This window comes from Candidatus Omnitrophota bacterium (genome assembly GCA_014728045.1).
Lineage (GTDB): Bacteria > Omnitrophota > Gorgyraeia > Tantalellales > Tantalellaceae > WJMH01.
Window position 1 is genome coordinate 79,590 of the sequence record WJMH01000015.1, and the last position, 12,431, is coordinate 92,020.

13 protein-coding genes are annotated in these 12,431 nt (G+C 51.2%); all 13 read right to left on the reverse strand.

Annotated features, from left to right (window positions below):
- Nucleotides 1-45: 45 nt before the first annotated feature.
- The 13 genes from GF409_05510 to carA all read right to left on the reverse strand — a co-directional run bounded on the left by GF409_05510 (nucleotide 46) and on the right by carA (nucleotide 12,327).
- A complete protein-coding gene (locus tag GF409_05510; protein ID MBD3426668.1) occupies nucleotides 46-288 on the reverse strand; it encodes an NrdH-redoxin in 243 nt (80 codons plus the stop codon).
- A complete protein-coding gene (locus GF409_05515; protein MBD3426669.1) occupies nucleotides 276-758 on the reverse strand; it encodes a hypothetical protein in 483 nt (160 codons plus the stop codon). The genes GF409_05510 and GF409_05515 overlap by 13 nt, the downstream gene beginning before the upstream one ends.
- A gap of 25 nt (nucleotides 759-783) precedes the next feature.
- The gene (locus GF409_05520) at nucleotides 784-1,362 is read right to left on the reverse strand and encodes a rubrerythrin family protein (protein MBD3426670.1); all 579 of its coding nucleotides are present in this window, start codon (nucleotides 1,360-1,362) and stop codon (nucleotides 784-786) included.
- A 21-nt stretch (nucleotides 1,363-1,383) separates the two neighbouring features.
- Nucleotides 1,384-1,803: a desulfoferrodoxin FeS4 iron-binding domain-containing protein gene (locus tag GF409_05525; protein ID MBD3426671.1), complete on the reverse strand. Its 420-nt coding sequence runs from the start codon at nucleotides 1,801-1,803 to the stop codon at nucleotides 1,384-1,386.
- 77 nt (nucleotides 1,804-1,880) lie between these two features.
- A complete protein-coding gene (locus GF409_05530; GenBank protein ID MBD3426672.1) occupies nucleotides 1,881-2,018 on the reverse strand; it encodes a rubredoxin in 138 nt (45 codons plus the stop codon).
- A 424-nt stretch (nucleotides 2,019-2,442) separates the two neighbouring features.
- Nucleotides 2,443-2,988, reverse strand: coding sequence for a redoxin domain-containing protein (locus tag GF409_05535; GenBank protein ID MBD3426673.1), 546 nt, complete (start codon nucleotides 2,986-2,988; stop codon nucleotides 2,443-2,445).
- Nucleotides 2,963-3,691 carry a cytochrome c biogenesis protein CcdA gene (locus GF409_05540; protein MBD3426674.1) on the reverse strand — a complete coding sequence of 243 codons (729 nt, stop codon included), beginning with the start codon at nucleotides 3,689-3,691 and terminating at the stop codon, nucleotides 2,963-2,965. Before GF409_05540 ends, GF409_05535 begins: the two co-directional genes overlap by 26 nt.
- Nucleotides 3,692-3,813: 122 nt before the next feature.
- On the reverse strand, nucleotides 3,814-5,163 hold the full coding sequence (locus GF409_05545) for an NADP-specific glutamate dehydrogenase (GenBank protein ID MBD3426675.1): 1,350 nt from the start codon (nucleotides 5,161-5,163) through the stop codon (nucleotides 3,814-3,816).
- 249 nt (nucleotides 5,164-5,412) lie between these two features.
- Nucleotides 5,413-5,793, reverse strand: coding sequence for a response regulator (locus GF409_05550; GenBank protein ID MBD3426676.1), 381 nt, complete (start codon nucleotides 5,791-5,793; stop codon nucleotides 5,413-5,415).
- 75 nt (nucleotides 5,794-5,868) lie between these two features.
- Nucleotides 5,869-6,291: a hypothetical protein gene (locus GF409_05555; GenBank protein MBD3426677.1), complete on the reverse strand. Its 423-nt coding sequence runs from the start codon at nucleotides 6,289-6,291 to the stop codon at nucleotides 5,869-5,871.
- A 108-nt stretch (nucleotides 6,292-6,399) separates the two neighbouring features.
- Nucleotides 6,400-8,013 carry a CTP synthase gene (locus tag GF409_05560; protein MBD3426678.1) on the reverse strand — a complete coding sequence of 538 codons (1,614 nt, stop codon included), beginning with the start codon at nucleotides 8,011-8,013 and terminating at the stop codon, nucleotides 6,400-6,402.
- Between the two features lie 2 nt (nucleotides 8,014-8,015).
- Nucleotides 8,016-11,243, reverse strand: a complete 3,228-nt coding sequence (gene carB / locus GF409_05565; GenBank protein ID MBD3426679.1) for a carbamoyl-phosphate synthase large subunit — start codon at nucleotides 11,241-11,243, stop codon at nucleotides 8,016-8,018.
- Entirely contained in the window at nucleotides 11,236-12,327 is a 1,092-nt protein-coding gene (gene carA / locus GF409_05570; protein ID MBD3426680.1) for a glutamine-hydrolyzing carbamoyl-phosphate synthase small subunit, read from the reverse strand. Before carA ends, carB begins: the two co-directional genes overlap by 8 nt.
- Nucleotides 12,328-12,431: the final 104 nt, after the last annotated feature.

Genomic DNA, 12,431 nt, shown 5'->3' on the forward strand with positions numbered 1-12,431 from the left:
CATACCGCTTTCCTTTGGTCGGGAAGAAGGGAAAGAACGCTGCATTTAAAGATCAAGTGCCTCGTCTATTTTTTCCTTATCGAACCCGACAATGATCTGTCCTTCTATATCCACAACGGGCACTCCCATCTGTTTGGATTTATCGACCATTTTCTGGACCTTGTCCTGATCCTGGGAAACATCGATATTATCGAAATCCACGCCGTTATCCTTAAGATGTTCCTTGAGTTTTTTGCAGTACGGACATGTCGAAGTGGTGTAAATGGTCACATTTTTCATTCGCTGCATCCCTTCTTCAATCCGAGCAGCCTCCGCAAATGTTCCTTCTCCTGCTCTATCAGTTCATCCACGAGATGCTTGTCATCATCAGGCACCAGCTCGCGCATCTCCTGGTAGAGAAGGATGGAATCCTTCTCGAAACCTATGCCCATTTCTATACCCTGGCGGCAGTCCTCAACTTTTTTCGCCATTTCGGATCCAGAACCCTTTTGGGTAAAAACATACTGCCCGGCCAGTGAGTTCATGTAGGAGAAATATTCATCCGGATAAGCCCCCTTGGGCTGGCGGTCACAGGAGGTGTCATGTATCTTCCTGAAAACCTCTATGTGTTCTTCTTCCTGATGCGCCAGGTCCCTCATAACCTGCTTTACCTCGTCCGTATCGGCCTTCTCCAGCAAGTTAAGATAGAACTCCCTGCCGTTCTTCTCGATCTCTATGCCCATTTCGGCTATCTCGCAGCCTGTGAACTGCTTTGCCATGGCTAAACCTCCTCAAGGTTGGTGTTCAATAATTCTCGGCCAGCACCTCGTAATAAGCCTGCGGGTGGCGGCACGCCGGGCAGACCTGTGGCGGTTCTTCCCCTTCGTGCACGTAGCCGCAGTTACGGCAGTGCCACTTAACGGTTGAAGACCTCTTGAATACCGTGCCTTTTTCCAGGCTTTCGAGGAGTTTCCTGTATCTGGCCTCGTGCTCTTTCTCCACCTTGCCTATTTCGTCGAACTGCTCGGCTATTTCTTCGAACCCTTCAGACCTGGCCACTCCCGCGAAATCCTTGTACAGGCTGGTCCACTCCAGCTGTTCGCCGTCCGCTGCAGCCTCGAGGTTCTCGGCCGTATTGCCGATGACACCCGCGGGGTAAGCAGCAGTTATCTCCAGATCCCCTCCTTCAAGATATTTGAAGAACCTTTTGGCGTGCTCTTTCTCGTTCTCGGCGGTTTCCAGGAATATCGCGGCTATCTGCTCATAACCGGCCTTTTTCGCCACACTGGCGAAATACGTGTATCTATTCCTTGCCTGCGACTCGCCAGCGAAGGCGGCAAGAAGGTTTTTCTCGGTCTGTGTGCCTTTCACGCTCTTTTCCATGTTTTCTCCTTTCGTCCTCTTCTAAGCCTTCCACAACATATGCACGTTGCAGAACTCCCTTACTTCAACTATATCACCCTTTGAAACGCAGCAGAAATGTGCCTGTGGGTTGTCGCCGGGCTTAAGCTCATATCTCATGACCTTGTCTTGCGTCAAGACCTCGATGAACTTGATATAATGGTCCTCTTCCATGGGGTGCGGCTCGCTGCCGATTTTGACCTCTATACAGACAGACCCTTCCCCGCAGGAGGCGCAGGATACGTCCTCCTTACCGGTCTCACTGACCACGGGAACGTGTTTTTCCTGCCCTTTATCCTCTGTCTTGGCCTCAAGCTTGACCATAGGCTTCTCGCAGCAGACAAGTGACGGTGCCCCCTCTTTGGCTATCTCGACGACATGCCCGCATACCTCACAATAATATAAGTCCCGTAACCCTGTCATAGCGACCTCCTTTGCCCTGCGGGGACCTGCGGCCCGGCAGGCTAAATGCGTCTATTCTTCTTAATTGATTGGGGTAATTAGACCGGTTCGAACTGGTCTTTTCCGACACCGCATTCGGGACATACCCAGTCATCGGGAAGATCGTCAAAAGCAACATTATCGTTCTCCGCCGGATCATAGATATATCCGCAAACAGTACATCTGTATTTCTGCATGGCCATGCTCCTTTCTGATAATTGGATCAACTCGCTATCAGTTCACTCTATTTTATGTCAGTTGGGATTATCTTTCTACTGTTATTTAACAAATAATATTGATAATTCCCGTTCTTGAGACACTCCTAATTCGAACCAGCCCCGCACCGGCAACATACCCCGATGCGGGGCTATTCTCTTATCGCGTCCAAAGGCAGTTTAACGTCATGCCCGGGACCTGGTACAGCATCCCTCTTTGCAATGCGTCACCGGACGCAACATAAATTTCAAGGTTACATTCATAAGCTCCTCCTTTTTTAAGCCATTATTCACTCCACACTTTAATGATACCATGATAGTATCATTTGTCAAGGGTGATAATGTACCTTTTTTATACCCGGATACCTAACTTCCGCGAAAAGGAATAACCGCGGGAAAAAACTTTTTACAAAAGGTCTTTTATACGAGATTCGAAAAATTCCCTGTCTCTATACCCTACGACCTTTTCGACGATCCTGCCTTGTCGATCGATTATGAAAGTGGTCGGTATCCCCCTTATCCCGCCGTATGCGCTGACCGTGGCCTGATCGCCCATAACAAGGGGATAACTTACGTCGGCTTCACGGGCGAACTCCCTGACAGGTGCCGCCCCTGCCCTGTCCAGGCTCACGCCCACTATCACAAGGCCCTCTGACTTGTAGCGCCTGTAAAGTGCCTCGAAATGAGGGACTTCCATCCTGCAGGGCGGGCACCATGTCGCCCAGAAATCCAGTATGACCACCTTCCCCTCTGTGTTCGACAGGCTGAAGTCATTGCCACTTATATCTTTAAGTGTAAAGTCCGGGGCCGTCTGACCGTCACTGACCGCGGATGAACTCTGACAGGAGAGAACGCCCCCGGCCAGCAGTATAAGCATTACCAAAGGCAGGATCACAAATCTATTTTTCACCGCTTCCTCCTCCATTTTATTTAGCAAAACCGTAAAATTCATCGGGTATGTACCTGGTAAGAACGCCGAGACTGTCGAAAAATATCAGGATCCCCACTATTATCAGAAAGAGACCCGCTATAACTTCTCCGGTGCGTATGAACCTTTTATAACGCTCAAAGAACTTCATGAAAACCCCCACGGCGAAGCCCGTAAGAATGAAAGGTATCCCCAAACCCATGGAATAAACCAGTAAAAGCAGAACGCCTCTTACCACTGTCTCCTGGGTTGCGGCAATAGCGAGTATGCCGGCGAGTATCGGACCCACGCACGGGGTCCAACCGAACCCGAAAGCCATTCCGATAAAAAAAGCCGATGCCGGGGACGGGGCCGCGGGACTGATATCGAATTTTTTCTGGTAATTCAGCCAGCTGAGATTGAATAGACCCACCAGATGAAGACCAAGCAGAACGATAACCACCCCGGCTATCTTGGTGATCAGGCCCTGGTATTCCGAAAGCAACCTTCCGATAAAGGTCGCTGAAGCACCAAGGGCCGTAAAAACCACTGAAAAACCGAGAACGAAGAATATCGATACTATACCGGCTTTTACAAGAACCTTTTTTTCGGGAGCTCCCCTCTTCAATTCCTCCAGGGAGGTTCCGGAAAGGAACGAGATATAACCGGGGACCAGCGGAAGCACGCAGGGAGAAAGGAATGAAAGCACCCCTGCCAGAAAAGCTATCCCGAATGAAACATTCTCCATATCAAGGCCTCTACCTTCTGTTACGGCTCGCTGTCATACACTATGATACCATGCCGAAAGTGATATGCAAAAAAAATCGCCCGGAACCTCCCGGTCCCGGGCGATCCTCTCGCAAAAGGTTATTAGATAACCCCCTGATCCAGCATTGAATCAGCCACTTTCACGAAGCCGGCTATATTAGCGCCGATAACGTAGTTGCCCGGCTGACCGTACTCTTCAGCTGCTTCAACACACTGCCTGTGTATGGCGACCATTATACCGTTGAGACGCTCGTCCACCTCTTCGCGGGTCCACGGCATCCTCATTGAGTTCTGGCTCATCTCCAGTCCCGAGGTAGCAACTCCGCCGGCGTTGGCGGCCTTGCCGGGACCGTAGAGTATCTTTTCTTTTATGAAAAGATCGACCGCCTCGGGCGTGGAGGGCATATTGGCCCCCTCGCTCACGAGCATACAGCCGTTATCCAGAAGCGTCCTGGCATCCTTACCGTCTATCTCGTTCTGCGTGGCGCTCGGGAAAGCGCAGTCACATTTGATAGACCAGGGTTTTTCGCCTTCCTTGTATTCGCATCCGTACTTTTCGGCATATTCTCTGATACGTCCGCGCTTTACGTTCTTAAGCTCCATAACGAAAGCGAGTTTCTCATCATCTATGCCGTCCGGGTCATGGATCGATCCGTTCGAATCGGACAGGGAAACGACCTTGCCACCAAGCTGGTTCACTTTCTGCACCGTGTACTGAGCCACGTTCCCGGACCCGGAGACAACAACGATCTTACCCTTCATGCTGTCACCGCGCATCTTGAGCATCTCCTCAGCGAAATACGTCGCACCGTAACCGGTAGCTTCGGGTCTTATCAGGGATCCTCCCCAGTTAAGGCCCTTTCCGGTGAGAACACCGGTGAATTCATTACGTATCCTCCGGTACTGTCCGAACATATAGCCTATTTCACGACCGCCTACACCTATGTCACCGGCGGGCACGTCGGTATCCGGTCCTATATGGCGCTGAAGCTCCGTCATGAAAGACTGACAGAAGCGCATTACCTCCGCGTCCGATTTACCCTTTGGGTCGAAATCGGAACCGCCCTTACCTCCGCCCATCGGAAGAGTGGTAAGGGAATTCTTGAAAATCTGTTCAAAACCGAGGAACTTAAGGATGCTCTGGTTCACCGTCGGGTGAAACCGCAGGCCGCCCTTATAAGGTCCCAGAGCGCTGTTGAATTCGAACCTGAAACCGCGGTTTACGTGCACCATCCCCTGGTCATCCTGCCAGGGCACCCGGAACATTATCTGCCTTTCCGGTTCGACGATGCGCTCAAGTATCCTCGCCTCCTCGTATCTTTTGTGCCTGTCAACTACCGGTATGAGCGAATCAAGCACCTCTTTTACCGCCTGAAGGAATTCGGTCTCGCCGGGATTGCGTCTAAGCACCTCCTCGAACACCTTCGATACATAATTTGCCCCGTTGGTCATTTTCTCCACCTCCACTGTTACTTTTGACATCTTTTCCTTTATTTTAAATTCTATATAGCGAATTGTCCACTAAAAGACCGGGAAATGTATGTTTTGGGATGCCTTTTCAGGCATAAACAGCATAAAAAAAAGGCGTTCTTCCTCTAAGGAAAGAACGCCTTTGTTCCTTTAGTCAGTTATTATCTACGAATAGGACCTGTGAGTCAAGTAAAAAGCGTACTTTTTGGGTGATCTTGAAGCGATCGACCCCTATTCCGGCTTTTTACGGCGCATTGCCTCTATCTTCGGGAAAAGAAAGTCCTTCAAAAACTCTATACGGAAGGGTTTGGGTATAAAACCGTCCGCGCCGAGGGATTTGGCTTTTTTAATGTTCTCCTCGGAGTCATATCCGCTGAATATCAGAACGGGGATCTCCGGGTGCTCCTTCTTGATCCTCTCAAGGAGAGGGAAACTGGTATCTTCTCTCAGATTGATATCCAAGAGGACCAGGTCATATGCTTCGGGGTCGTACATATCCATTGCCGTGGGCAGGTCATAAGCTACATCGACCTCAAAACCCTTTTTTTCGAAGAACCTGGCGATAACATCAGCCACCATTTTTTCATCTTCGACCAGAAAAATCTTCTTCATGCCCAAGACCTCCTTGATCCCGCCATTTTTAAGTGAAGCGCTCCTATGAATCAATTACCCAACCGGACGCCTTAACTATTTGATGCTCTCTTCGGAAAGATACCTGAGAAGCTCTTTAGTGGTCCGGGGCCCCACAATGCCGTCCACCTTGAGGCCGTGATCCTCCTGGAACTGTTTTATAGCTTTAAGCGACAGCCTTCCTATTTTGCCGTCAATAGCTCCGTAATAATAACCCGCGTTCTTAAGGGCTGTCTGTATTTCCTTCTTTGACAGGGTGACCTTGGTCTTGCCTGCCTTAGCCGGAGACTTGCGTTTGGGCTCGATATTGGTACGGTACTCGGGCTCCTCATCGGTGGCCAGCCTGTCCTCAAGAGCTTCCTGCTTCTCTTCGACGGAAGTAACGCGCTCATCCAGTTTGTCTATCTTTTTCGACTGAAAGACCGCACAACCTGAAAGCGGAAAGGTCAGTAGAAGGAGTAAAGCTATCGCTTTTTTCATCTTGCCTCCCGGGATTATCGCTTTGCACAAAAAAAACGGACCGTTCTCAACTATATTACTTCATCAAGACCAATAAATCAAATCATTAATACCAAAAACGGGCGGGGTTTAGCGCCGGCTCTTGGCGGCGGCCTTAACGAAATCCCTGAAAAGGGGGTGAGATCTGTCAGGTTTGGACTGGAACTCGGGATGGAACTGGCAGGCCACGTACCAGGGGTGGTCCTTGATCTCGATGATCTCGACCAGGCGCTGGTCGGGATGGATGCCCGAACATACAAGACCCTTCTTATTCATCCGCTTCTTGTATTCGTTGTTGAACTCGTACCTGTGCCTGTGCCTTTCGGAGACGGAAGATCTTTTATAGGCCTTGAAGGCGCTGGTGCCTTTGACCAGGCTGCACTTATACGCGCCCAGGCGCATGGTCCCGCCTTTTGCCTTCACTTTTTTCTGCTCCTCGAGCAGACTGATGACAGGATACTTGGTCTTGCTGTTGAATTCGGTGGAATTGGCGCCTTTCATGCCGCATACGTTCCGGGCGAACTCTATGACCGCCGTCTGCATTCCCAGGCAGATGCCGAAAAAAGGAACGCCGTTCTCCCTGGCATACTTAATAGCCCTGATCTTGCCCTCTATTCCCCTGTAGCCGAAGCCTCCGGGAACGAGTATGCCGTCGGCTTTACCCAGTTTCCTGCCGACATTCGAATCGGTCAGGTCTTCAGAATCTATCCTTTCGATGTTCATCTTGAGGTCATTGGCTATCCCTGCGTGGATGAGCGCTTCGTAGATGGATTTGTAGGCGTCCTGCAGGGTGATGTACTTACCCACCACGGCGATATTGACCTCGCCCTTCGAAGGGCGTTTTATCCTTTCTATGACCCTGTCTTTCCAGCTGTTGAGGTTACCCTTTTTGGCCTTCAATCTGAACCGGTCGAGTATAAGTCTGTCAAGCCCCTGTCTTCCTAGCATAACGGGCACTTCATATATGGTGTCCACGTCAAGGGCCATTATGACCTTCTCCTTCTTGACGTTGCAGAAAAGGGCTATCTTTTCCCTTGCCTCCTTGCTGAGCGGTTTTTCCGAACGGCACAGAAGTATATCCGCTTGGATACCTATCTCTCTCAATTTTCCGACACTGTGCTGGGTGGGTTTTGTCTTCATCTCCCCGGCGCTCTTTATGAAGGGGACGAGCGTCAGATGTATGAAAAGGACATTATCCCTGCCCTCTTCTATCGAGAACTGTCTTATCGCCTCCAGAAAAGGAAGGCCTTCGATATCACCGACCGTGCCCCCGATCTCAACAATAAGAACGTCCACGTCGTCTTCCTCGGCGACCTTGCGGATACCCTGTTTTATCTCATCCGTTATATGAGGGATAACCTGGACCGTATTGCCCAGATAGGATCCTTTGCGTTCCTTTGATATGACCGAATAATATACCTTCCCGGTCGTGATATTATTATCCTTGCCCAGGCGCGCTTCAGTGAACCTCTCGTAATGCCCCAAATCAAGGTCGGTTTCGGCGCCGTCGTCGGTGACATAGACCTCGCCGTGCTGGTAAGGACTCATCGTACCGGGGTCCACGTTTATATAAGGATCACATTTTATTATGGATATTGTGAGCCCTCTTGCCTCGAGGAGCTTTGCGATGGAAGCGGAAGCTATCCCTTTGCCTAAACTGGAAACAACTCCGCCTGTTATGAATATGTACTTTTTCTTGGACATCTCTACCTCTGGGTTGCGGTCTCTTTCAGGAATTCCTGTATAGACCTGACCTTGAGCTTGCCCTTCAATATCGATTCGATGCCGTTGACGGCCGCCTGTGCGCCCTGAATGGTCGTGATACAGGGAATGCCGTGCATTACCGCCCTGCTCCTTATGGGCTTCATGTCCGACTGGCCGCGGGGGCCTGAGGGGGTATTGATAATAAGTTTGAGCTCGTCTTTCTTTATCAGGTCAAGTATCCTCATGTCGCCGTCGCTGACCTTGCCGACAAGTTCTGCTTCGATATTGTTGGATTTGAGGACCTTTGTGGTGCCCTTGGTAGCGATAATATCGAAGCCAAGATCGAAAAGCTTCTTGGCGATAAATACAATATTGCGTTTGTCGTCGTTCTTCACGCTAATAAAGACCTTGCCTTCAAAAGGCAGCACCTGTCCCGCGGAAAGCTGAGCCTTGAAAAAAGCGTTACCGAAGGAGGAATCGACCCCCATCACTTCCCCGGTCGATTTCATTTCGGGTCCGAGGAGTATATCCACCCCGCTGAACCTGGTGAACGGGAGTACGGATTCCTTAACAGACATATGGGTGGGCTCCCTCCCATCCTTTATGCCGAGCATATCGAGCGTATTCCCGGCCATTACCTTGGAGGCGACCTTTGCCATGGGAAGTCCCGTGGCCTTGCTCACGAACGGCACGGTCCGTGACGCCCTGGGATTGACCTCAAGTACATAGATAACATCTTTCTTGACCGCGAACTGGATATTAACAAGTCCCTTGACCGAAAGCTCCCGTGAGATGGCCCGGGTGCATTCTTTTATCTGATCGACCGTCTCGTCGCTCAGAGTATGGGGTGGTATAACGCAGGCCGAGTCTCCCGAATGGACCCCTGCTTCTTCGATGTGCTCCATGATACCCCCGACCACTGTCCTATCGCCGTCGGAGACCGCGTCAACGTCGACCTCCACGGCATCCTCGAGGAACTTGTCTATGAGTATCGGGTGTTCCGGGGAAGCTTCCTGAGCTTCCTGTATGAAACCCTCCAGGGAAGCGTCATCATATACTATTTTCATGGCTCTGCCGCCGAGAACGAACGAAGGCCTTACCAGCACGGGATAACCTATCTTTTTCGCGATCTTGAGGGCTTCCTCTTTGGAGGTCGCGGATCCGTTGGCGGGCTGCTTTATGCCAAGCTTGTTCAGGAGCTTAGCGAACTGGTCCCGGTCCTCAGCGCGGTGTATGGATTTGACAGAAGTGCCTATAATGGGCGCTCCCGCCCTTGAAAGCATGTCTGCAAGGTTCAGCGGGGTCTGTCCGCCGAACTGTACTATGACCCCGTCGGGCTTTTCCTTGTCTATTATGTTCATCACATCTTCGAAAGTAAGGGGCTCGAAATAGAGCTTATCGGAAGTATCATAGTCGGTAGAGACCGTCTCGGGGTTCGAGTTGACCATGATCGTCTCGTAACCGAGCTCCTTGAGCGAAAAAGAAGCATGACAGCAGCAGTAATCGAATTCGATGCCCTGCCCGATCCGGTTGGGACCTCCACCCAGGATCATTATCTTCTTTTTATCCGAGAGGCGGATTTCGTCCTCGTCCTCATAGGTCGAATAGTAATAAGGGGTGTAAGCCTCGAACTCGGCCGCGCAGGTATCCACCAGTTTATAGGTGACCTCGATGCCGCGCTTTTTTCTTTCATCGCGCACGGTAAACTCGTCGCTTCCGGTCAGTTGAGCTATCTGGCGGTCACTGAAACCATACTGCTTCGCCAGACGCAGGATGTCGGTATCACATGAAGAAAGGTCCTTTGAGCTGATGCTTTGCTCGAGCTCGGCGATATCCTTGATATTCTCAACGAACCACGGGTCTATGCCGGTAAGGCCGCATATCTGCTCGACGCTGTAACCCTTCTGAAGCGCGTATTTGAGGTAGAATATGCGCGAGGCATTAGGTTCACTGAGCCTTTTGTCTATCTTCTCCCGGGATATGTCCCTGTAATCCAGCTTGTTATCGAGCCCGATGTGACCGATCTCAAGCCCCCTGAGGCCTTTCTGGAGCGCTTCCTTGAACGTGCGCCCTATCGCCATGGTCTCGCCCACGGATTTCATCTGGATACTTAATATGTCCACCGCCTCGGGAAATTTCTCAAAAGTGAATCTTGGTATTTTCACCACGCAGTAGTCAATGGTAGGCTCGAAGGAGGCCGGGGTCTCTTTTGTTATATCGTTCTGTATCTCGTCCAGAGTGTATCCCACCGCCAGCTTGGCGGCGAACTTGGCGATGGGAAAGCCGGTGGCTTTACTCGCCAGTGCGGAACTCCTTGAAACACGGGGGTTCATCTCTATGACCACCATTCTGCCGTCAGCGGGATTCACCGCGAACTGTATGTTCGAACCTCCCGTCTCAACACCTATCTCACGTATGATAGCCAGTGACGCGTCACGCATCTTCTGGTATTCCACGTCCGTCAGTGTCTGTGCGGGAGCGACCGTTATGGAGTCGCCGGTGTGCACCCCCATGGGGTCAAGGTTCTCTATGGGACAGATTATCACGACATTGTCTTTCTTGTCGCGCATGACCTCAAGCTCGTACTCTTTCCAGCCGTACACGGATTCCTCTATGAGTATCTCGCTTATCATGCTGTTCTTAAGGCCAAGGGCGGCGATATTCTCGAACTCCTCAAGGGTATTGGCGATGCCTCCGCCGGTCCCCCCCAGCGTGAAACTCGGCCTTATGATAACGGGCAGGCCTATGGTTTCAAGGGCCTCCCGCGCCTCTTCCATATTATAGGCAAGAGCGCTTTTAGGCAGGTCCATGCCTATCTTCTGCATGGCCTTCTTGAAGTGTTCCCTGTCTTCGGCCTTTTTGATGGCATCGTAATTGGCCCCTATCATCTGGACATTGTGTTTTTCCAAGGCCCCCAGTTCGAAAAGCTTCATGGCCGTATTCAGACCGGTCTGACCGCCGAGAGTGGGCAAAAGAGCATCAGGCTTCTCTCTCTCGATAATTTTTTCTACCACCTCGGGAGTAATAGGTTCTATGTAGGTTACGTCCGCCAGCTCCGGATCGGTCATTATGGTCGCCGGATTGGAATTAATGAGGACTACCTCGAATCCTTCCTCTCTCAGCGCCTTGCAGGCCTGCGTACCGGAATAGTCGAATTCGCATGCCTGGCCTATTATGATAGGGCCGGAGCCGATTATGAGTATCTTCTTTATGTCGGTTCGTTTAGGCACTCTTTCCCTCCATGAGATGTACGAACTCCCCGAAAAGGTACGCCGAGTCATGCGGTCCGGGACCGTATTCGGGGTGGAACTGCACCGAGAACACGGGCATTTTCCTGTGCCTCATGCCCTCAACGGTGTTGTCGTTCAGGTTGATATGCGTCACCTTAACATCCGCTTCCCGCAGTGAATCGAGGTCAACGCAAAAATTATGGTTCTGCACCGTAATAGCGACACTGCCGGTCTTAAGGTCCTTTACCGGGTGATTGCCGCCGTGGTGACCGAACTTGAGTTTGTAGGTCTTGCCTCCAAGGGCCAACCCCAGCATCTGGTGCCCCAGGCATATTCCGAAAACAGGCAGCTTACCCAGAAGCTCTTTTACGGTCTCCACCACATACGGGACCCCCTCGGGGTCACCGGGACCGTTGGAGAGCAGGATGCCGTCCGGAGAGGCATCAAGTATCAGTTCCGCGCTGGTTTCCGGGGGAAACACGGTCACGCGGCAGTCGTTCTCGGCCAGCCTTCTCAGGATATTGAATTTGACACCGCAATCCAGGACCGCGACGTGGTATTTTCCCTTTTCGTTCCACTGGAAGGCTTCCTCGCACTTCACCTCTTTCACGAGATCCCTTCCCACTATCCCGGGAGACTTCCGGGCCTTCTCGATAAGGCTCGCGTCATCAAGGTCCGTAGTGGAGATCACCGCCTTCATCGAACCCTTCTGGCGAATATGTTTTGTAAGGGCGCGGGTATCCACCCACTCTATGCCCAGTATCCCGTTGCGCTCCAGATACTGTCCAAGACCCATCTGGCTGCGCCAGGAGCTGGTCACGCGGCTGCATTCCTTGACGACAAAACCCTCAACGCTCGGCCTTCTGGACTCGACATCCTCATCGTTAACACCATAGTTGCCTATAAGAGGGTATGTCATTGTAACAATCTGCCCCTTATAGGAAGGGTCGGTGATTATCTCCTGGTAGCCTGTCATGCTTGTATTGAAGACGACCTCTCCCGAGGTCTCGCCTTCTGCGCCGAAGGAAAACCCGTTGAATATCTTCCCGTCTTCCAGTACTATTTTTGCTTTTTTCTTCTTCATGATATGCGCTTTAAAAAAAGCCCCTTGCTTGTATCTAGGGGCTTCGTTGCCTTTCCGACTTCATTGTCGCCTTAATTCTATAAGATTTGCGACCGTTAATCAAG